18 protein-coding genes are annotated in these 20,794 nt (G+C 64.5%); 15 read left to right on the top strand and 3 right to left on the bottom strand.

Features of this window, described 5'->3' with window-relative positions; all coding sequences use genetic code 11:
• Window positions 1-250 (top strand): copper chaperone PCu(A)C (locus KF759_RS13400; RefSeq protein ID WP_291226345.1); only part of this gene is annotated, 250 nt, incomplete at its 5' end.
• On the opposite strand, the gene KF759_RS13405 is transcribed toward KF759_RS13400, so the two are convergent.
• The gene (locus KF759_RS13405) at window positions 208-663 is read right to left on the bottom strand and encodes a thioesterase family protein (protein ID WP_291226346.1); all 456 of its coding nucleotides are present in this window, start codon (window positions 661-663) and stop codon (window positions 208-210) included. The genes KF759_RS13400 and KF759_RS13405 overlap by 43 nt on opposite strands.
• The gene (uvrA, locus tag KF759_RS13410) at window positions 660-3,530 is read right to left on the bottom strand and encodes an excinuclease ABC subunit UvrA (RefSeq protein ID WP_291226347.1); all 2,871 of its coding nucleotides are present in this window, start codon (window positions 3,528-3,530) and stop codon (window positions 660-662) included. The genes KF759_RS13405 and uvrA overlap by 4 nt, the downstream gene beginning before the upstream one ends.
• A gap of 871 nt (window positions 3,531-4,401) precedes the next feature.
• Between uvrA and KF759_RS13415 the strand changes: the two genes are divergently transcribed.
• From KF759_RS13415 to cgtA, 4 genes are all read left to right on the top strand, one after another.
• Window positions 4,402-4,680: a hypothetical protein gene (locus KF759_RS13415; protein WP_291226348.1), complete on the top strand. Its 279-nt coding sequence runs from the start codon at window positions 4,402-4,404 to the stop codon at window positions 4,678-4,680.
• 207 nt (window positions 4,681-4,887) lie between these two features.
• Complete coding sequence (rplU, locus tag KF759_RS13420; RefSeq protein WP_291226349.1) at window positions 4,888-5,208, top strand: 50S ribosomal protein L21; 321 nt, start codon at window positions 4,888-4,890, stop codon at window positions 5,206-5,208.
• A 15-nt stretch (window positions 5,209-5,223) separates the two neighbouring features.
• Window positions 5,224-5,481, top strand: coding sequence for a 50S ribosomal protein L27 (rpmA, locus tag KF759_RS13425; RefSeq protein WP_291226350.1), 258 nt, complete (start codon window positions 5,224-5,226; stop codon window positions 5,479-5,481).
• A gap of 229 nt (window positions 5,482-5,710) precedes the next feature.
• A complete protein-coding gene (gene cgtA, locus KF759_RS13430; RefSeq protein WP_291226351.1) occupies window positions 5,711-6,748 on the top strand; it encodes an Obg family GTPase CgtA in 1,038 nt (345 codons plus the stop codon).
• Between the two features lie 107 nt (window positions 6,749-6,855).
• On the opposite strand, the gene rpsT is transcribed toward cgtA, so the two are convergent.
• Window positions 6,856-7,119: a 30S ribosomal protein S20 gene (rpsT, locus tag KF759_RS13435; RefSeq protein ID WP_291226352.1), complete on the bottom strand. Its 264-nt coding sequence runs from the start codon at window positions 7,117-7,119 to the stop codon at window positions 6,856-6,858.
• Window positions 7,120-7,238: 119 nt separating this feature from the next.
• On the opposite strand from rpsT, the gene murJ reads away from it, so the two are divergent.
• The 10 genes from murJ to KF759_RS13485 form a co-directional block, all read left to right on the top strand.
• Entirely contained in the window at window positions 7,239-8,846 is a 1,608-nt protein-coding gene (gene murJ / locus KF759_RS13440; RefSeq protein ID WP_291226353.1) for a murein biosynthesis integral membrane protein MurJ, read from the top strand.
• A 48-nt stretch (window positions 8,847-8,894) separates the two neighbouring features.
• Complete coding sequence (locus tag KF759_RS13445; RefSeq protein ID WP_291226354.1) at window positions 8,895-9,854, top strand: bifunctional riboflavin kinase/FAD synthetase; 960 nt, start codon at window positions 8,895-8,897, stop codon at window positions 9,852-9,854.
• Window positions 9,855-9,898: 44 nt separating this feature from the next.
• The gene (gene ileS, locus KF759_RS13450; protein ID WP_291226355.1) at window positions 9,899-12,787 is read left to right on the top strand and encodes an isoleucine--tRNA ligase; all 2,889 of its coding nucleotides are present in this window, start codon (window positions 9,899-9,901) and stop codon (window positions 12,785-12,787) included.
• A 58-nt stretch (window positions 12,788-12,845) separates the two neighbouring features.
• Window positions 12,846-13,343: a signal peptidase II gene (lspA, locus tag KF759_RS13455; protein WP_291226356.1), complete on the top strand. Its 498-nt coding sequence runs from the start codon at window positions 12,846-12,848 to the stop codon at window positions 13,341-13,343.
• 7 nt (window positions 13,344-13,350) lie between these two features.
• Window positions 13,351-14,304, top strand: coding sequence for a 4-hydroxy-3-methylbut-2-enyl diphosphate reductase (ispH, locus tag KF759_RS13460; RefSeq protein ID WP_291226357.1), 954 nt, complete (start codon window positions 13,351-13,353; stop codon window positions 14,302-14,304).
• Between the two features lie 221 nt (window positions 14,305-14,525).
• Complete coding sequence (locus tag KF759_RS13465; RefSeq protein WP_291226358.1) at window positions 14,526-15,173, top strand: GspH/FimT family pseudopilin; 648 nt, start codon at window positions 14,526-14,528, stop codon at window positions 15,171-15,173.
• 11 nt (window positions 15,174-15,184) lie between these two features.
• A complete protein-coding gene (gene pilV / locus KF759_RS13470; protein ID WP_291226362.1) occupies window positions 15,185-15,694 on the top strand; it encodes a type IV pilus modification protein PilV in 510 nt (169 codons plus the stop codon).
• On the top strand, window positions 15,691-17,022 hold the full coding sequence (locus tag KF759_RS13475) for a PilW family protein (protein WP_291226359.1): 1,332 nt from the start codon (window positions 15,691-15,693) through the stop codon (window positions 17,020-17,022). The genes pilV and KF759_RS13475 overlap by 4 nt, the downstream gene beginning before the upstream one ends.
• 9 nt (window positions 17,023-17,031) lie before the next feature.
• Entirely contained in the window at window positions 17,032-17,670 is a 639-nt protein-coding gene (locus KF759_RS13480; RefSeq protein ID WP_291226360.1) for a pilus assembly protein, read from the top strand.
• Window positions 17,671-17,699: 29 nt separating this feature from the next.
• Window positions 17,700-20,794: PilC/PilY family type IV pilus protein (locus KF759_RS13485; protein ID WP_291226361.1), on the top strand; the 3,095-nt coding region annotated here is incomplete at its 3' end.

Genomic DNA, 20,794 nt, shown 5'->3' on the forward strand with positions numbered 1-20,794 from the left:
CCGCAGCGTGACCCTGCATGAAACCCTGGTCAGCGATGGCGTCGCCAAGATGCGCGAGATCCACCGGCTGGTGGTTGCGCCAGGCGCCACCGTCAAACTCGAACCGGGTGGCCGTCATCTCATGCTGATGTCGCCGCGCCATGCACCGGCCGTCGGCGAGAAGATCGGGATCACCCTGCTGCTCCGCGATGGCCGGCGCATCGACACCTATTTCGACGTGGTAGCGCCCGCTACGGGTGACGCAGACTGAATCATTGAGCGTACCGCGGCAGGCAAGGCAATCGAGTGGCCAGAGCGCGGATCAATCCACACCATCACGGTTTCACCGTCGGCGTAAATGCATGCGACGTCTTTGGCGTCGGCGATGCGATGGCCGATCGTCATCGAGGAATTGCCGATGCGGTGAATCGAAAGCTCGACCACGATGCGTGCCGGCCAGCCGAGCTGGCGGCGGAAATTGCAATTCACCGCGGCAACCACGGGCATGCAGGTGTCGTCCCGCAGCTGCGTGCCGAGGCTGCCCAGCCAGTGCACGCGCGCTTCCTGCGCGTAGACGAGAAAGGCCGCGTTGTTGACATGGCCAAAGGCGTCGAGATCGCCCCAGCGCACATCCATTTCCACGCGCGCGATCGCTGCACTTCCATCCGCGCCGGCCGTGCTCATGCGGCCGCCTTGCGGCTGCGCTTGCCGGCCGGAGCAGTCTCGATGCCGAGCGTACGGGCGAGGAATTGCCCGGTGTGCGAGCGCGCAGTGGCGGCCACTTGTTCGGGCGTGCCGCTGGCGATGACCGTGCCGCCGCCGTCGCCACCTTCGGGACCGAGGTCGACGATCCAGTCGGCGGTCTTGATGACGTCGAGATTGTGTTCGATCACGACCACCGTGTTGCCATCGTCGACCAACCGCTGCAGTACCTTGAGCAACTGTTCGATGTCGTGGAAGTGCAGGCCGGTGGTCGGTTCATCGAGGATGTAGAGCGTGCGCCCGGTGTCGCGGCGTGAAAGCTCCTTCGACAGTTTCACGCGTTGCGCCTCGCCGCCCGAAAGCGTGGTCGCGCTCTGGCCGAGCTTGATGTAGCTCAGGCCGACATCGATCAGGGTTTCCAGCTTGCGCGCAATCACCGGCACGTTGCCGAACAGCTTGAACGCATCCTCCACCGTCATGTCGAGGACATCGGCGATGGTTTGGCCCTTCCAGGCGATTTCCAGGGTTTCGCGGTTGTAGCGCTTGCCGTGGCAGAGGTCGCAGGGCACGTAGACGTCGGGCAGGAAGTGCATCTCCACCTTGATCATGCCGTCGCCTTCGCAGGCTTCGCAGCGGCCACCCTTGACGTTGAAGCTGAAACGCCCGGGGCCGTAGCCTCGCGAACGCGCCTCGGGTACCTGTGCGAACAGTTCGCGCAATGGCGTGAACAGGCCGGTGTAAGTGGCCGGATTGCTGCGCGGCGTGCGCCCGATCGGCGACTGGTCGATATCGACCACCTTGTCGAACAGGTCGAGACACTCGATCGCGCGATACGGCGCGGGCTTTTCATTGGCGCCATTGAGCTGGCTCGCGGCGATGCGCTGCAGGGTGTCGTTGATGAGGGTGGACTTGCCCGAACCCGAGACGCCGGTGATGCAGGTGAACAGGCCGGCTGGAATTTCCAGGTCGATGTCCTTGAGGTTGTTGCCGCTGGCGCCGAGCAGGCGCAACGTGCGCTCGGGATCTCGTGCGCGGCGCTGCGCCGGCACCGCGATCTGGCGCGCGCCGGAAAGGTACTGGCCGGTCAGCGAGCGCGGTGCCTTGAGGATCGCCTCGAGCGTGCCCTGGGCGACGATCTCGCCACCGTGCACGCCCGCACCGGGGCCGATGTCGACCACGTGGTCGGCGAGGCGGATCGCATCCTCGTCGTGTTCGACCACGATCACGGTGTTGCCCAGGTCGCGCAGGCGCTTGAGCGTGCCGAGCAGGCGCGCGTTGTCGCGTTGGTGCAGGCCGATCGAAGGCTCGTCGAGCACGTACATCACGCCGACCAGGCCGGCGCCGATTTGCGAGGCGAGGCGGATGCGCTGTGCCTCGCCGCCCGAGAGCGAATCGGCCTTGCGTTCGAGCGTGAGATAGTCGAGGCCCACATCGACGAGGAAATGCAGGCGTTCGCGGATTTCCTTGACGATCTTGGCAGCGATCTCGCCGCGCCAGCCGGCCAGTTTGAGCTGCTCGAAGAAAGCCAGCGTCTGCGCGATCGGCAGCGCGGTGAGGCTGGGCAGGTTGGCATCGCCAACGAATACATTGCGCGCGCTGCGGTTGAGGCGCTGGCCGTTGCAAGCCGGGCAGGCGCGTTCGCTGATGAAGCGCGAAAGTTCCTCGCGCACCGCGGGCGATTCGGTTTCCTTGTAGCGGCGTTCGAGGTTGGGCACGATGCCTTCGAAGCGATGCTTGCGTGTGACCGCACCGCCGGCGTTCGCAGGCGTGTAGCGGAACGCGATCGTGGTGTCGCCCGAGCCGAACAGCACCGCCTCGCGCGTGGCCTTGGGCAATTTTTCCCACGGCGTCTCGACATCGAATCCGTAGTGTTTGGCCAGCGACTGAATCATCTGGAAGTAGTACGGATTGCGCCGGTCCCAACTGCGGATCGCGCCGCTGGCGAGACTGAGCTGGGGATGGGCGACCACGCGCGCCGGGTCGAAGAATTGCGTGACGCCCAGGCCGTCGCAATCCGGACAGGCGCCGATCGGCGAATTGAACGAGAACAGTCGCGGCTCAAGCTCGGGCAGGGCGTAGTCGCAGACCGGGCAGGAAAAGCGCGAGGAAAAGGTCTGTTCGGGCGCCTTCGCGTCATCGAGATCGACGACGATGGCGATGCCTTCACCCAAGCGCAGCGCGGTTTCGAAGGATTCGGCGAGGCGCTGCTTGATGTCCTCGCGCGGGCGGAATCGGTCGATCACCACCTCGATCGTGTGCTTGACGCGCAGCGCCAGTGGCGGCACCGCGTCAAGTTCGTGGACCACGCCGTCGACGCGCACGCGCACGAAGCCCTGTGCGCGCAGTTGCTCGAATACCTGCACGTGCTCGCCCTTGCGCTCGCGGATCACCGGCGCGATCAGCATCCAGCGCCTGTCGGCATCGAGTGCGAGCGCGCTGTCGACCATCTGGCTCACGGTTTGTGCCTCGAGCGCGATGCCGTGATCGGGGCAGCGCGGCGTGCCCACGCGCGCGAACAGCAGGCGCAGGTAGTCGTGGATCTCGGTGATCGTGCCGACCGTAGAACGCGGGTTGTGCGAGGTCGATTTCTGCTCGATCGAGATCGCCGGCGACAGGCCCTCGATGTGGTCGATGTCGGGCTTTTCCATCATCGACAGGAACTGCCGTGCGTAGGACGACAGCGACTCGACGTAGCGGCGCTGGCCTTCGGCATAGATCGTGTCGAAGGCGAGCGAGGACTTGCCCGAGCCGGACAGCCCTGTGAACACGATCAACGCATCGCGCGGCAGGTCGAGGTCGATGTTCTTGAGGTTGTGCGTGCGCGCACCGCGGATGCGAATCGTGTCCATGGCGCAGAAAGTGGGGCAGAAGAGCAACTATAACAAGCGCACGATTGCGAGGAGCTTGCGGTCGGCTCCATGTGCTGAGCAATGAGACAGTCGCGGCGCGATTTGCGCGGAAGTCAGCTTGCGTTTTCCTGGGTGTGGGCTAGCCTCGGTGATGCAGGGGTGCACATTGCCAAATCACGGAGATGACAATGCGAATGACAGGAAAACCTGGTTTCTTCTGGGGAGCGACGCTCTTGTGCTTTCTGAGCGCGCCAGCGCTATCGGTTGCGGGCGGACTCGATGCGCCGGTAGCAGATCAGGCAAAGCCCGCGCCTGCGCCGCGTGCGAGCATCAAATGGACCAAGGTGGACCGTGACGGCACCGTGAGCACGATCGAAAAGGAGGTTCCGCCGGATTCGATCCGTACGGGGGCGGGATGTCGACTCAGGGGAACGATCCGCCAGGGGCGCCCGAGACTCCGGATCCACCGGCAGCGACGCAGCCGCCTGAAGTCACTCACGTGGCCTACCACTCGGAGCGCAATGGATGGGAGCGCGATACTCGATATGAGCGTGATGTGACCTGGTCGCCCAACGGCGAGTCGCCGATGGTATCGCCTTGGCGCTTGATCGATGACCACGTGAAATGGAAGGGTTGCGGATCGGGAAGTCTTCCCGGGGTCTCGTGTAACCCGTTCTGAGCTCGCCCGGCGCCGACAGTCTTGTGGCTTGGGTTTGTTGAACCATCAATGAGACGCGGCCGATCAGGCCGCGTCTGGCCCCCACTACCCAATGGCGTCAGTCACGATGGAACGGCGGCGCGTGTTGTACGCGCACGATCGTGCTGCTAGCTTGGCCCGGCCCGAAGCAACCGGGTTCTATGGGGAGGGGACATGGTCATCAAACGATTCAACGTACTCAAGCTGGCGATCTTCCAGGGCGCACTCATGGCCGCATTCGGATTGCTTGCGGGGCTGATGGTTCTGATCTTTGGTTCGATGTTCGCGGGCGCGCTCGGCAAGCCGTCGGTCGGTGTGTTCGGCGGCATCGGCGCGCTGATCTTCATGCCGATCATGTACGGCGTCATGGGTTTCATTGGCGGTGCGATCGGTGCGTTCGTCTACAACCTCGTCGCCGGCGTCGTCGGCGGAATCGAGATCGACGTCGAGTAGCCGCAAGCACTGCGTGCAAGGCCGCGCCGTGCCAATTCGTGAGGCGGGTTGGCGCGGCAGGCCATTGCCGAGCCGGGCAAGGCTGGACAAGCTCAAGCCAAACAAGGAGTTGCGCTACGGCAGCGCTGCCGCTACACTGCGCGGCTCGCTGGCGGACTCTGTCCGTCGGTGAAGGCTGATTCCAGAATAACTACCAAAGGCATGGCCATGTACGCAGTCATCGTTACCGGCGGTCGTCAGTACCGCGTGGCGCAGGGCGAGACCCTGCGCGTGGAAAAGCTCGTCGCCGACGTCGGCGCCGAGGTCAAGCTCGATCAGGTCCTGCTCGTCGGCAACGGCGAGGGCGTCACGGTTGGTGCCCCGCTGGTCGCGGGTGCATTGGTGACCGCCAAGGTCAAGGCCCACGGTCGCGCCGACAAGATCCGCATCGTCAAATTCCGCCGCCGCAAGCACCATCGCAAGGAGATGGGCCACCGGCAGCATTACACCGAAATCGAAATCGTCGGCATCACCGGCGCGGGCAAGTAAGGGAGTCCAGCAGTCATGGCACACAAGAAGGCAGGCGGCTCTACCCGTAACGGCCGCGATTCCAACCCCAAGTATCTGGGCGTCAAGATCTACGGTGGCCAGGCCGTCGAGGCCGGCAACATCATCGTGCGTCAGCGCGGCACCCGCTTCCATCCGGGCAGCGGCGTCGGTCTGGGTCGCGACCACACGCTGTTCGCGTTGGTCGATGGCACGGTCGAGTTCAAGGCCAAGGGCCCGCTCGCACGCAAGACGGTCAACGTGATCCCGGGCTGAGCCCGATCCGTTCCACCGCTGCAAGAGCCCCGCTTCGCGCGGGGCTTTTTGTTGGAGCAAAGACGGCCATGTCAGGGAATTGTCCGGGTTCGGGCCGTTCCAGGCCCGTCAAATGCGCAAAGATGCTTGCGTGTACCGCTTGAGCTTGTAGCCTTGCCGATTCCCGATTCCCGATTCCCGATTCCCGATTCCCGATTCCCGATTCCCGATTCCCGATTCCCGATTCCCCATGAAATTCGTCGACGAAGCCATCATCCACGTCTACGCCGGCAACGGCGGCAACGGCTGCGTCGGTTTCCGCCGCGAGAAGTTCATCCCATTCGGCGGGCCGGATGGCGGCGATGGGGGTGCGGGCGGCAATGTCTGGCTGCTTGCCGACGAGGGTCTCAACACCCTGGTCGATTTCCGCCATCAGCGCGTGTTTCGCGCCCAGCGCGGCGAGAACGGCATGGGTCGGCAGATGTCCGGCAAGGCGGGCGCCGACACCGTGATCCGCGTGCCGGTCGGCACCGTGGTCTTCAACACCGCGACCGATGAGGAAATCGGCGACCTCACCGCACATGGCCAGCGCCTGCTGGTGGCGCAGGGCGGGCAGGGTGGGCAGGGCAACATGCATTTCAAGACCTCGGTCAACCGCGCGCCGCGCAAGGCGACGCCGGGGCAGCCTGGCGATGAGCGCGAGCTCAAGCTCGAGCTCAAGGTGCTCGCCGATGTCGGTCTGCTCGGTTTTCCCAATGCCGGCAAGTCGACCCTCGTGCGCGCGGTGTCGGCAGCGACGCCCAAGGTGGCCGACTACCCGTTCACCACCCTGCAGCCGCATCTGGGCGTGGTGCGTATCGGTCCCGACCAGAGTTTCGTGATCGCCGACATTCCCGGCCTGATCGAAGGCGCAGCCGATGGCGCGGGGCTGGGCATCCAGTTCCTCAAGCATGTGGCGCGCACGCGTTTGCTGCTTCACGTGGTCGACATCGCGCCGCTCGATGGTGTGACCGATCCGGTCGCCGAGATCCGTGCGATCGAGAAGGAGCTCAAGGGCTACGATCCCAAGCTCTTGAAGCGGCCGCGATGGCTGGTGTTCAACAAGGCCGACTTGCTCGCGCCCGAAGAGCGCGACAAGGCGGCCAAGGCGATCGTGCGCACGCTGCGCTGGAAGCAGCCGTGGTATCTGGTATCGGCAATCGCGCGCGAGGGCACCTGGCCCCTGTGTCTGGACATCCAGCGCTTTTTCGACGAACAGCGGCGCGAGGCTGGCGAGGCGGCGCGGTGAGTGCAGCGGTCGCCGGAATCTGGCCGCCAACGCCGCCCGTTGTGCGGATGGCAGCAACGAAAAAGCCGGCTTGCGCCGGCTTTTCCGCTCTCGCAATCAGGCCCGGATCAGGCCAGCGCGGCGATGTGCGCGGTAAGGCGGCTCTTGTGACGGGCGGCCTTGTTCTTGTGGATCAGACCGCGCGCGGAGTAGCGGTCCATGACCGGCTCGGCGATCTTGTAGGCGGCTTCGGCACGCGCCTTGTCCTTGGCGTCAATCGCCTTGACGACGTTCTTGATTGCGGTGCGGACCATCGAACGCGCGCTGGCGTTGCGCTGACGGTTCTGCTCGGACTGGCGCGCACGCTTCTTCGCGGATTTGATGTTGGCCACGGGATGACTCCGGAGACTGGGGTGGAAAAAAGACCGGCAATTATGCGGATCCGGCCGGCAAAGGTCAATCGCGGACAGGACATGGCTGCGGCGGCCGATGGTTCGGCGCAGGGGATGCCATGAGCCGGCCCAGCCTGCTGCGTTCGATGCTCAGTTTCAGCGGCGGGACTTTCATCTCGCGCATCCTCGGCCTGGTACGCGAGCAGGCGATCGCCTATGCCTTCGGCGTGAGCGCGGCAACCGATGCGTTCTGGGTGGCCTTCCGCATCCCCAATTTCCTGCGCCGCCTGTTTGCCGAAGGCTCGTTCTCGGTCGCCTTCGTGCCGGTGTTCACCGAGGTCAAGGAAAAGCGCAGCCATGCCGAACTGCGCGAGCTGATGGCGCGCACCGCGGGCACGCTCGGTGGCGTGCTGTTCGTGGTCACGGCCTTGGGCATGCTGGGTGCGCACTGGGTGGCCGGGGTGTTCGCGCCGGGCGCGATCGATCAGCCCGAAAAGTACGCGCTGACCACCCATCTGCTGCGCGTGATGTTCCCTTTCCTGCTCTGCGTGTCCTTGACCGCACTCGCTGCGGCCGCGCTCAACAGTTTCCATCGCTTCATGCTGCCGGCGCTCACGCCGGTGATCATGAACCTGTGCATGATCGTGGCGGCACTGTGGTGGTCCAAGGCGTTTGAAGTGCCGATCATGGCCCTGGGCTGGGCAATCTTCATCGCCGGCATCCTGCAGCTGCTGGTCCAGTTGCCGGCGCTGGCGCGGCTCGACCTGCTGGCCTTGCCGCGCTGGGGTTGGCGCCACGGCGACGTGCGGCGCATCCTCAAGCTGATGGTGCCGACCTTGTTCGGCTCCTCGGTGGCGCAGGTCAACCTCTTGCTCGACACCCTGATCGCCTCTTTCCTGATCACCGGTTCGCAGACCTGGCTGGCGCAGACCGACCGTTTGCTCGAATTTCCGCTGGGCGTGTTCGGCGTCGCGCTGGGCACCGTGATCCTGCCGTCGCTGTCGCGCCACCATGTCGCCACCGACCATCAGGGATTTGCGCGGGCGCTCGACTGGGGCCTGCGCACGGCGCTGCTGATTGCGGTGCCGGCGATGCTTGCGCTGGTGCTGCTGGCCAAGCCGATGCTTGCGACCCTGCTCCAGCATGGCGCGTTCACTGCGCACGATGTCGACATGGCGGCGCTGTCGCTGTCGGCGCTGGCGTTGGGCTTGCCGGCCTTCGCCCTGGTCAAGGTGGTTGCGCCGGCCTTCTATGCGCGCCAGGACACCAAAACCCCGGTGCGCGCGGGAATCGTGGCGATGATTGCGAACATGGTGATGAACCTGGTGTTCGTCAGCGTGCTGTTCCAGCTCTGGCATCGGCCCGAAGACCTGCAAGATGGCTGGTTCGCGGGCCTCGCCAAGGTGCCCGGCCTGCACATGGGCCTCGCGCTGGCGAGCGCGCTCGCGAGTTACCTCAATCTCGCCCAGCTTTGGCTCGCGCTGCGCCGCGATGGTGTCTACCAGCGCCAGCCGGGATGGGGAGTGCATCTTCTGAGGCTGGCTCTGGCCTGCGCGGCGATGGTCGGCGTGCTCGGCGCCGGGCTGTGGCTGTGGCCGGAATGGGGTCGTTGGGACGTGATGACGCGCGTGTGGCGGTTGGCCGTCTTGATTGCCGCGGGCGGGCTGAGTTTCGTCGTCGTTCTGTTTGCATCAGGCTTTCGACTGCGCGACCTGCGCGGCACATGAGCCGCCCGGCACCGCCGCATGCTGCGATGCAGCGGCTATACTCGCGCGATGAACCGGATTTTCCGTGATGCCACCGGCCCGTGCCTTGCGCCGGGCGGCAGCGTCGTCTGCGTGGGCGCGTTCGATGGCGTGCATCTGGGCCATCGCGCCCTGTTGGCGCGCGCCCGTGCTCTGGCCGATCAACGCGGCCTGCAGGCGATCGCGGTGAGCTTCGAGCCGGTGCCGCGCGAGTTCTTTGCCCGCGGCAAGCCGGTGCCGCGTCTGACCGGCGCGCGCGAGAAGCTCGCCCTGCTGCTCGATACCGGCGTGGATAGCCTGCTGTCGCTGCGTTTCAATGCGGCGCTGGCGGCGATGTCGGCCGAGGCCTTCGTCGATGACTTGCTGATCGCGCGGGTCGGCATGCGCGCACTGTGCGTGGGCGGCGATTTCCATTTCGGCCATGCGCGTCGCGGCAACGTGGCGATGCTCGAACAACTGGCACCGCAGCGCGGCTTTGCCCTCGAGGTGATGCCCGACATTGGCGTTGACGGAACACGCGTGAGCAGCAGCGCGATCCGTGCGCAATTGGCGGCAGGTGATTTCGCCGCCGCCAACGCGGCTCTGGGCCGCGCGTTTTCGATCGGGGGCCATGTCGTGCGCGGCCAGCAGCTCGGGCGCAAGCTCGGCTATCCGACCGCGAACATTCGTCTCGGCCGGCGCACCTCACCAGTCACCGGCATCTTCGCAGTCCAGGTGCACGGCGTGCATGCGCAGGCGATGTCCGCCGTGGCGAGCCTGGGCATACGGCCGACCGTCAACGGCACCGAACCCTTGCTTGAAGCGCATCTGTTCGATTTCGATGGCGACCTGTACGGCCGTCGCCTCGAAGTCGAGTTCGTCGCCAAGCTGCGCGAAGAGGAAAAATTTGCCGACCTCGACGCAATGGTGCGCCAGATCGATCTCGATGCACGGCAGGCGCGCGCGATTCTCGCCGGCAACGACAGAATCCGCGAAGCCGCCCCCATTTGAAACCAATCCATTCCGATCCCCGATTCCCGATCTCCGAGCCAAGCATGAGCAAGGATTACAAGAACACCATCAACCTGCCCAACACCTCGTTCGCGATGAAGGCCGATCTGGCCAGGCGCGAACCGGCGATGCTCGCGCAGTGGGAAGAGGCCAAACGCTATGAAGAGATTCAACAGCGCAGCGCCGATCGCGCGCAGGCTTTCATCCTGCATGACGGCCCGCCGTATGCGAATGGTGCGATCCACATCGGCCATGCGGTCAACAAGGTGCTCAAGGACATCGTGGTGAAGTCGGCGCTGCTCGCCGGTCATCGTTCGCCCTATGTGCCGGGTTGGGATTGCCACGGCCTGCCGATCGAAATCGCGATCGAGAAGAAAGTCGGCAAGGTCGGCGCCAAGGTCGATGCGGCCGAGTTCCGCCGCCTGTGCCGTGCCTATGCGGCCGAGCAAATCGACCTGCAACGTGCGGATTTCAAGCGTCTTGGCGTGCTCGGTGATTGGAGCAATCCCTATCGCACGATGGATTTTCGTTACGAAGCCGACATGATCCGCGCCTTGGCGAAGATCCACGCCAACGGTCATGTGCTGCGCGGATTCAAGCCGGTGCACTGGTGCTTCGACTGCGGCTCGGCGCTGGCCGAGGCCGAGATCGAATACCAGGACAAGCAATCCAGTGCGGTCGATGTCGCCTACGACGCGGTAGATGGCGCTGCGCTCGCCGCGAAGTTCGGCGTGACGATTGGCGCCGATGACATTGTCAGTGTCCCGATCTGGACCACCACGCCGTGGACCTTGCCGGCGAGCCTTGCGGTCACGCTCGGCCCGCAGCTCGACTACGTGCTGGTCGAAGGCCCGCGGCGTCACGGCAAGCGGCTGTTGCTGGTGCTCGCCGAGGCGCTCGTCGAGCGCGTGCTCGCGCGTTATGGCGTGGATGAGGTCGTCGTGCTCGGGCGCGCGCAGGGCGCGGAGCTCTCGCGCGCGCCTTCGGAAAACGTGGCCTTGCCGCTGCTCAAGCACCCGTTCTACGACCGCGAGGTACCCCTCATTCTCGGTGACCACGTCTCGGCCGAGGACGGCACCGGCGCGGTGCATACCGCGCCCGGTCATGGTGCCGAGGACTTTGCGGTCGGCCAGGCTTACGGATTGATCGATGCCTATCCGGCGAGCGTGCTCAATCCGGTCGGTGGCAATGGCGTCTATCTCGCCGGCACGCCGCAGTTCGAAGGCCAGTTCATCTGGAAGGCCAACGACGCGATCGTCGAACTGCTGCGCGAGCGCGGTCTCCTGCTCGCCGATGCCAGGATCACCCACAGCTATCCGCATTGCTGGCGGCACAAGACCCCGGTCGCGTTCCGCACCACGCCGCAGTGGTTCATCGGCATGGAAGCGGCGGGTCTGCGCGAGGCCGCGCTCAAGACCATCCGCGACGATGTCGACTGGTATCCCGCTTGGGGTGAGGAGCGCATCGCCGGCATGGTCGAGGGTCGCCCCGACTGGTGCATCTCGCGCCAGCGAACCTGGGGCGTGCCGATTGCGCTGTTCGTCGACAAGGCGACTCAGCAGCCGCACCCGCGCAGTGCGCAGCTCATGGAAGAAGTCGCCAGGCGCGTCGAGCAGGGCGGCGTCGATGTCTGGTACGCACTCGATCCGGCCGAGCTGCTCGGCGCCGAGGCGGCGCAGTACGAAAAGGTCACCGACATTCTCGATGTCTGGTTCGACTCGGGCGTGACTCACCACTGCGTGCTCGACCAGCGGCCGCAGCTTGCGCGCGAGCCAGGCGACAAGGTGATGTATCTGGAAGGCTCCGACCAGCATCGCGGCTGGTTCCAGTCCTCGCTGCTCACAGCCACTGCGCTGCACGGCCGCGCGCCCTACGACGTGGTGCTCACGCATGGTTTCACCGTCGATGCGCAGGGCCGCAAGATGTCCAAGTCGCTGGGCAACGTGGTGGCGCCGCAAAAGGTCGTCGACACGCTCGGCGCCGACGTGCTGCGCCTGTGGGTCGCTTCGACCGACTACCGCAACGAGATCGCGGTGTCCGACGAGATCTTGAAGCGCGTCTCCGATTCCTATCGCCGCATCCGCAACACCGCGCGCTTCCTGCTCGGCAATCTCGATGGCTTCGATCCTGCGCAGCACCTGCTGCCGGTCGAAGACTGCCTGCTGCTCGACCAGTGGGCGGTGCAGCAGGCGCACGACGTGCAGGCCGCGGTGATCGCCGCCTATGCCGAGCACGACTTCCCCGAAGTGGTCGCGCGCGTGCAGAATTTCTGCACCAATGAATTGGGCGCGTTGTACCTGGACATCACCAAGGATCGCCTCTACACGATGCCCACCGACAGTCGCGGTCGGCGCAGCGCGCAGTCGGCGATGTATCGCATCATCGAAGCGCTGGTGCGCTGGATCGCGCCGATAACCTCGTTCACCGCCGAGGAAATCTGGCCGCTGATTCCCGGTGCGCGTGGCGAGTCGGTGTTGTTCGAGCAATGGTATGCGGGCCTTGCGGCGCCGCAGGCCACACCCGAGCGGCGCCAGTGGTGGGCCGACCTGCTCACGATCCGTGCCGGCGCCGCGAAGCTGCTCGAAGGCATGCGCGCGGCCAGTGCGATAGGGGCCTCGCTGCAGGCCGAGGTCACGCTGTATGCCGATTCCGCTACGCGCGCGCGCTTTGCCGAAGTCGGCGACGAACTGCGCTTCTTCTTCATCACCTCGCAGTTGCGCTGGGCCGAGGCTGCCGCGAGGCCGGCGCATGCGGAAGCCGTCAAGCTCGATGGCGCCGAGCTGTGGGTGAGTGCGCAGGCGAGCCAGGCTCCCAAGTGCATCCGCTGCTGGCATTACCGCGAAGATGTCGGCAGTCATGCGGACGATCCGGAAATCTGCGCGCGTTGCGTCGAGAATGTCGATGGCGCTGGCGAGGTGCGGCAATGGTTCTGAGCGTTGCGCACGACGCATGCGAGCCGCGGCGCGGGGCATCGTCGCGAAGGGCTGAACGATGAGCCGCCCCGCTTCCGCGCTGCCGTGGCTGTGGCTGTCTGCGTTGGTGATCGTGCTCGACCAGATCACCAAGTTGCTTGCGCTCGCCAAACTCGCGCCCTACGAGTCGCGCGCGGTGATCGATGGCCTGCTCGACTGGACGCTCGCATTCAACAGCGGCGCGGCCTTCAGTTTTCTTGCCACCGCCGATGGCTGGCAGCGCTGGTTCTTCGCGATTCTGGCGGTGGGCATCTGCAGCGCTCTGGTGGTCTGGCTCTCGCGGCTGCCGCGCGCCGATTGGCGCAATGCCGCACCACTGGCGCTGATCATCGGCGGTGCGTTGGGCAACCTCGTCGATCGCCTGCGCCTCGGCCATGTGGTCGACTTCATCGACGTCTACTGGGGCAATTCGCACTGGCCGGCGTTCAATATCGCCGATTCGGCGATCAGCGTCGGCGCGGTGATGCTGATCGTGTTCGGCCTGTTCGCTGGGAAAGCCGGCACCAAGCGCGGATAATCCGACGATGGAAGTCATCCTTGCCAATCCGCGTGGCTTCTGCGCCGGCGTCGACCGCGCGATCGAGATCGTCGAACGCGCGCTGGAAGCTTTCGGCGCGCCGATCTACGTGCGCCATGAAGTCGTGCACAATCGTTTCGTGGTCGACAATCTGCGCGACAAGGGTGCGGTATTCGTCGACGAGCTGCACGAAGTGCCGGACGGCGCCACCGTGATCTTCAGCGCGCATGGCGTGTCCAAGGCGGTGCGCACCGAGGCGGCGGAACGCAACTTGCGCGTGTTCGACGCGACCTGTCCCCTGGTGACCAAGGTGCATCTGGAAGTCGCCCGCCACGGCAAGGCCGGGCGCGACGTGGTCCTGATCGGCCACGCCGGCCATCCCGAAGTGCAGGGCACGATGGGGCAGTGGAACGCCGCCAATGTCGGCAGCATTCACCTGGTCGAGAACCTCGAAGGCGTAGCGCTTCTGACGCCACGCGATCCGGCGCAGATGGCCTACGTGACCCAGACCACGCTTTCGGTCGACGACACCATTGCGATCGTGCGCGCGCTGCGCGAGCACTTTCCGCAGATCGAGGGGCCGCGCCACGATGACATCTGCTATGCCACGCAGAACCGGCAGGATGCGGTGCGCCGGCTCGGTCAGCAGTGCGACCTTGTACTCGTGGTCGGCTCGCCCAACAGTTCCAATTCCAATCGCCTGCGCGAACTGGCCGAAAAGCAGGGTGTGCCCGCATACCTCATCGACGGCGCGGCCGACATCGAGTCAGACTGGCTCGCGGGCTGCCAGCGCATCGGCGTCACCGCCGGCGCCTCGGCCCCCGAGCGGCTGGTACGCGAGGTCGTCGAGGCCCTGCGCGTTGCCGGTGCCGGCAGTGTCCAGGAGCTTGACGGCAAGCCCGAGGACATCACTTTCGCCCTGCCCAAGGAACTGCGGCTGCGCGTGGTGGATTCGCGCTGAGTTCCCGTCCTCGCCATGGCTGACCCAATCCCGGGCATGCCTGGCCGGGCCGCCTGAACGCTCGTCCTGACGGTCCGGGTGCTCCCGGAATTGGCCGCCGGCGCAGCATTCGGGCCGTTCATCCGCCAATTCCTACCTTGCGGGCGCGATCGGCTTGCCGCTTGCGCGGCCGCAGCCTAACTTGGACGATGGCAGTCCCACCCGAAGCAGCAGGGAAACGCATGTCCAAGTCTCCCGGTCGAAATTTCAGCCCGCCTGCCCGTTTCGGGCGCGGCTTCACGATGATCGAGTTGATGATCGCGATCGCCTTGGTGGCCATACTTGCGGCGATGGCATTACCGAGCTATCGCGAGTTCAACACGCGGATGGCGACCCAGGACAACACCAACAACTTGATCGGTGCGCTCAATACCGCACGCATGGAGGCGGTCAAGCGTGGCCGTACGGCTGCCGTGATCGCCAATGGCGGCAATTGGAACAACGGTTGGCAGGTGGTCGTTGCCAAACAGCTGGGCGGTGGCCTGATCGAAACCACACCGACCTCGCCAGGCGCAAGCTCCGCGGCGTGCGATGCCTACATCGACAATGTCGACTCCAGCGCAAGCCAAATGCCGTTGTGCATGGGCTATCGCGGCGCGGTAACGGGCGGCTTCACGGTGTTGAGCAAGGCCGGAACCGGTGGCGCCGACGACATGGTGGTGTTTGCACCAACCGGCGCGCTCTCGCAGGCGGCGGAGTTCGATTTCAGTGTCTGTCGCCCGAGCGCGCAGGCTGACGCAACGCAATCGCGGCGCATCCACGTATCTCTCAGCGGAGTGATCGAGAGCCGCCGCGACACGACCAGCGCGCCCGCGGGCAGTTGCAGTTGAGGATGATGTCGATGACTTATCGAATTCGAACCCGCGGATTTTCCTTGCTTGAGGTGCTGATCGCCGTGCTGATCTTCAGCTTCGGCCTGCTCGGCGTCGCTGGCTTGATGGTGCTTTCGGTACGCACCAACCACAGCGCCTACCTGCGCACGCAGGCCTCATTCCTCGCCCAGTCGATGGCGGAGCGGATGCGCACCAATTTGGGCTGGATCGTCGACTACAACGGAACCTATGACGCCAGTACCGTCGGCACGAATCCTTGCAGCGGTTCGATCTGCACGCCCACCGATCTGGTCCAGCGCGACAGGAATCTGTGGAGCCAGCAACTCGTGGACTTCCTGCCCAGTCCGACGGCAACCATTTTGTGCAATGTCACAGGTGCGCCGTTTTCAGCCGCGCATCGTGGTGCGCAGCCATTTGACGGGCAGTGCACGATGACCATCTCGTGGACCGAGGCCGATCTTGATCGCAACTCCGGTGCCCCCGCCACGCAAACCTTTGCTTGGGTGTTTCAGCCATGACTCGCAGCCGTCCAGTCCATGCAACTCCAGCGCGCACGCAGCAGCGCTCTGGTGGATTCTCGCTGATCGAAATCATGATCGCGCTGACTCTTGGTTTGCTGCTCAGCATCGGCATCATCAGCCTGTTCGACGGCACCAGCCGCACCAACAAGCTGCAGAACGGCTTGGCACAACTTCAGGAAAATGGCCGCTTCGCGGTGATGAAGATCGAACAGGACATGCGCATGCTTGGTGCGCAGTACTGCAGCAACACCACGGGTGGCAGCGCGCCGGGCACGGCGGTGCCTGTGCTGCCCGAGCGCGCGCCGATGATCTATGCGCCGAATCTGAATCTGCCCGACAGCACGATCCAGAGCATCGATGCGGCAGGCAATCCCTCGAATGCATCGGCGACGGCTGCTTATGCACTGAGCCCGCGTTGGTTCGCGCAAGGCTACGCCTGCACGGCTTCGACCTGTACGCCAGCCTTGCCGGTCGGCGTGTTTCCGAACATGGGGCTGGCCGCAGGAATGCGCGTGCCGGCATCGGACGTTCTCACGATTCGCTATTTGCGCGGCAGCGGCTGGCCGCTGGAATCGGGAGCATGCTCGATCGGGGCGGCCGCCCCGATACTCAACGGCACGGCAATCACCGTGAGTCCGCAGACCGGTGACGACCCGCTCGATATCAACCCGGGCGAATTGGCTTTGGTTACCGATTGCATCAACCCGGTGGTCTTGCCGATCAGCGCCGTGTCCTCGAACACGTTGACGGTCGGTGGCGGGGTTCTCGATGGCGTGACCGGGGCCGTGTGCTCGGGCAATCGCACGCGCGACGTGCGCCTGTTCAATTTCTCCAGGGATTTCGTCACGGTCAGCTACTACCTCGTCTTCCGGGCCGATGACAACCCGGATGCCCGACCCAATGGCGGCGGTGGCACGCGCCTGATTCCGGTGCTGGTTCGCCGCGAGAACGGTGTCGAACAGGAGCTCGTGCGCGGCGTCGACCAGCTTGCCTTTCGCTACGGCATCCAGGACAGCGCGGGCAGTACGCGCTTCATGACGGCCGACCAGGTCGGCGCCGGCGGCGCATTCTGCACGGCTCCGCCACCCGGCATGAATGTTGAACCGGGTTGCCTGTGGCGCTCGGTTCGCACGGTCGAAGCCCACCTGCTCGTCAACACGGTGAATGAAGTATTCGGTCTCGACACGGCAAGCCGAACGTACCGCTTTGACGGAACCAGCTACACCAGGGCCGACGGTGATGCGCTGCCATCTGGTCTTCTGGCTGGCAGCCAACTGCGCCGTGAATTCATCGCCTATGTGTCCAGCCGCGCCCACAATCTCTAGGACCGCACCATGAGCCGCACACCCAATCCAATGCCAACACGCCAGCATGGTGCCGTCCTGTTCGTGGCGCTGGTGTTCCTGATCCTGATCACGCTGCTGGCGTTGACCGCGATCGGCAGCTCGATCCTGCAGGAAAAGATGACTGGCGGCATGCGCAATGGCCAGCTGAGCGCGTTGGGTGCCGACAGTGCCTTGCGTGGCGGCGAGGCCTGGATGTGGAATCTCAACTTCAATGCCGTCGCGGGACAGCCTTTGCCACCCTGCATCGGCAGCAGTAGCGGGACCTGTGTGTACCGACCGGGAGCCACGGGCGCACTGCGCAGCGATGTGCAGAAGTTCCGGACTTCGCACGGATGGGTCAACGAGTTGCCGGGCTCGCCCACCTATACGCATGTCATGACCGGCCTGACCGGTACGACGGAAACTGCGTCGCTTGCCGAGCAGCCGCAGCTGATCATCGAGGACATGGGCGACAACGTCCCGCCCAGCAGTGGCCGTCAATCCGGTGCGATCGATCCCGAGAATGCCACCGCGTATCGGTTCTACCGCATCACCGCGCGCAGCACTGGCGGCAGCGCCGCCGTGCAGCGTGTGTTCGAGAGCGTGTTTTCATCCACCAATCTGACCGACACCGGCACCGAACCTTGAGCGTGCAGGCTTTTTCAGGAGCCAATCCCATGATGCGGATTCCATCCCGATTCAAGATTTCCGTCCTCGCCACCCTGGTGAGCGTGATTGCGGGCTTGCCCCAGATCTCGCAGGCGGCGCCAACGCCTGCCTCGGGCACGATCAACCTGCTCACGACGCCGCCGGAGTTGACGACGAAAGTCGCGCCGAACGTGGTGCTGACCTTCGACGACTCGGGTTCGATGAACTGGCATCACATGCCAGACAACCGGCCCTATACCGATGTGAGCTGGAGCGCCGGCACTGGGCAGTCTGAAGGCAACAATGACAATTTCTCGTCGGCTGGGGGGCCCTATCTTTGCGCCGGCGTGATCGATCCAACGCTGACGCCGGATCCGACCAATCCGCGCACTTGGGCAATGAACGGTGTCTACTACAACCCGCTTGCAACCTACGATCCGCCCATGCGCGCCAATGGCACGAGTTTCCCCAACGCGTCGTTCACTGCAGCGTGGGTCAATGGCATCCGCCACAACCGCACGTCAAACCAGTCCAACTCGAACACCCGTGACCTGAGCAGTTCCTCTGCGGGAAAACGCTTCTGCGGCAACATGCCGGGTTGGTACCAATTCAATTCCGGCGTGACATTGACTCTCGATGCCGACGGCAAACTCGATACGGCGAGCAAGAACGCCTTGTATACCGCATCGAACTGGACTTGGATGCCCCTGCCTGCCAGTCAGCAGCAGAACTTCGCCAACTGGTATTCCTACTATCACACCCGCACGATGGCAGCTGTGAGCGCCACGTCGATCGCGTTCAGTGATTTCGACAAGAGCATCCGTGTCGCCTGGCAGAACATCAACTCCAACTCGAATGCGAATCCCTGGAACGCATTGTGGGTGGCCGGGGGCACGACGACCCTTGCGCCCTTCGAGAACACGACACGTACCAATTTCTACGAGTGGCTGCTCGCGGTTCCGGCCTCGGGCAACACCCCGAACCAGGCTGCGGCCAATCGCGTCGGCAGATTGTTCACCTACGGCAATGGCGTAAGCAACGACAAGAATCCCTATTGGGACCCGGACACCGGGCGCGAGTTGTCCTGTCGCAAGAATTTCCACATTCAGATGACCGATGGCATGTGGAACAACGCAACCGTGGCGCAGAGTCGGGTCGATACCAACGCAATCGCCACGCTGCCCGATGGACGTCCCTATTCGGTGACGGCGTCCGAGTCGACGATTTTCTGGAACGAGGACAGCGCCGGCCAGCATACGATGGCGGATATCGGTTTCAATTACTGGGCGACTGATTTGCGCCCGGACTTCCAGGGTAATCCGCAGACCAAGCTCAAGGTCCGCCCTTACCTCGTCGACCGGACCACGGGCGTGACGGGTTCGGTTCCACTGCAGCCGGGCGACAACTGGCTCAACAACGCCGAGCTCTATTGGAACCCCGCCAACGATCCCGCGACCTGGCCGCATCTGGTCCAGTACATGATCGGTTTCGGCGTCAGCGGAACGATCCCGAAGACGGACGCCAGCCTGCTCAGGCTGCGTCAGGGTGACATCAAGTGGCCCAAGCTTGATGGCGGCAGTCCGTACTCCGACAACAACAAGAAGATCGACGACATGTGGCATGCGGCGATCAACAGTCGAGGCATGTTCTTCGCGGCATCCAATCCCGGCGAGTTGATCGATGCGATGCGCAAGATCATCGCCAGCGTCGTCGCGCAAAGTTCGTACTCGACGCCTGCCTCGGTTTCCTTGCCGATCCTCACCGGTGGCAACAGCGCCTATCAGGGAGCCTACGACAGTGGTTCATGGTCGGGCAACCTGCGCCGTTCGCTGGTGGATGCGACAGGACAACCTGCCAGTGTGGTCTGGGATGCGGCTTGCCTGCTCACGGGCGGTGACTGCGCCGATCCGGTTGGGACGGGTACGGCCCGGGATCCCAACAGTCGCATCATCATCACCTCCGATGGCGCGGGCAATGGCGAGGCGTTCCGTTCATCGAATTTCTCTGGCTTGACGGCAGCGCAGCAAAATGCGCTCAACCAGAAGCCCAACGCAGCGCCCTGTCCGGGCGCACCGAGCACGAATTGCGATGGCAACGGCCCGCTGCGCATCGACTATTTGCGCGGCGCGCGCACCAACGAAGCCGCGACGGCAACACCGAAGTTCCGCCCGCGCACTTCGGTGCTCGGCGCCGTGATCAATGCACAACCCGCCTACGTGTCTTCGCCGCGATCGGGCTACCACGACATGTTCCCGGCCGCGTCGCCCGAGGCCGTTGCGGCGGCAAGTGACGAGACCAAGAGCTATGCGGGTTACCAGAACGCGCAGCGCAATCGCCGGCCGATGCTCTACGTCGGCGCCAATGACGGCATGATGCATGCTTTCGATGCGGAAACCGGCGAAGAGAAATGGGCCTATGTGCCGGACACGCTGATCCGCAACGGTCGTTTGGCGAAGTCGACGAATGCCGATGCCTCGCTCGTGCCAGGTGTCGACTCGATGCCGCGCGAACGGGATGTCTTCATCAAGGGCAAATGGCGGACGGTCCTGCTGGGTTCGTTGCGTCTGGGCGGACGCGGGATCTACGCGCTCGACGTGACCAATCCGACGCCGACGGAAAGCGATTTGCTTGGCAGCGAGGGTGCACCGCTTTGGGAATTCAGCAATGGCGACACCGCGAGTACCGCAGGCGACCCGCCATGCGCGACTGGCGCCATTAGCTGCGCTTCGCTCGGCTACACGTATGATTCGGTGAATGTTGCGCGCCTGAAGGCGAACGACCGCTGGGTCGCCGTCGTTTCGAGCGGCTATTTCCCCTCCAATCAGGATGCGCCGGCAGCGGTCGGTGACATCGCCGAACCAGCCGCGGGCCGTACGTCCCTGCTCGTGATCGATCTGGAAACGGGCAAGCTGATCCGCGAACTGCGCACCTCTGCCGCGCCCCAGACGAAGCCGACTGGCTTCAAGACCTTCGGTTTGTCCACGCCGATGGTTTATGACGAGGGCGCAGACGAAGTCGATGACTTGGTTTATGCGGGTGATCTGGCCGGCAATCTCTGGCGCTTTGATCTGTCCGATGGCGATCCACTCAACTGGAAGGTCGATTTGATGTTCACGACCTACGG

This window comes from Dokdonella sp., from assembly GCF_019634815.1.
Classification (GTDB): domain Bacteria; phylum Pseudomonadota; class Gammaproteobacteria; order Xanthomonadales; family Rhodanobacteraceae; genus Dokdonella_A.

Coding starts and splice junctions, on each gene's coding strand:
- uvrA (WP_291226347.1), bottom strand. CDS start 3,530: ATGGACACGATTCGCATCCGCGGTGCGCGCACGCACAACCTCAAGAAC.
- KF759_RS13405 (WP_291226346.1), bottom strand. CDS start 663: ATGAGCACGGCCGGCGCGGATGGAAGTGCAGCGATCGCGCGCGTGGAA.
- rplU (WP_291226349.1), top strand. CDS start 4,888: ATGTACGCAGTCATCGTTACCGGCGGTCGTCAGTACCGCGTGGCGCAG.
- cgtA (WP_291226351.1), top strand. CDS start 5,711: ATGAAATTCGTCGACGAAGCCATCATCCACGTCTACGCCGGCAACGGC.
- KF759_RS13475 (WP_291226359.1), top strand. CDS start 15,691: ATGACTCGCAGCCGTCCAGTCCATGCAACTCCAGCGCGCACGCAGCAG.
- KF759_RS13465 (WP_291226358.1), top strand. CDS start 14,526: ATGTCCAAGTCTCCCGGTCGAAATTTCAGCCCGCCTGCCCGTTTCGGG.
- murJ (WP_291226353.1), top strand. CDS start 7,239: ATGAGCCGGCCCAGCCTGCTGCGTTCGATGCTCAGTTTCAGCGGCGGG.
- KF759_RS13415 (WP_291226348.1), top strand. CDS start 4,402: ATGGTCATCAAACGATTCAACGTACTCAAGCTGGCGATCTTCCAGGGC.
- rpmA (WP_291226350.1), top strand. CDS start 5,224: ATGGCACACAAGAAGGCAGGCGGCTCTACCCGTAACGGCCGCGATTCC.
- lspA (WP_291226356.1), top strand. CDS start 12,846: ATGAGCCGCCCCGCTTCCGCGCTGCCGTGGCTGTGGCTGTCTGCGTTG.
- pilV (WP_291226362.1), top strand. CDS start 15,185: ATGACTTATCGAATTCGAACCCGCGGATTTTCCTTGCTTGAGGTGCTG.
- ileS (WP_291226355.1), top strand. CDS start 9,899: ATGAGCAAGGATTACAAGAACACCATCAACCTGCCCAACACCTCGTTC.
- KF759_RS13480 (WP_291226360.1), top strand. CDS start 17,032: ATGAGCCGCACACCCAATCCAATGCCAACACGCCAGCATGGTGCCGTC.
- KF759_RS13445 (WP_291226354.1), top strand. CDS start 8,895: ATGAACCGGATTTTCCGTGATGCCACCGGCCCGTGCCTTGCGCCGGGC.
- ispH (WP_291226357.1), top strand. CDS start 13,351: ATGGAAGTCATCCTTGCCAATCCGCGTGGCTTCTGCGCCGGCGTCGAC.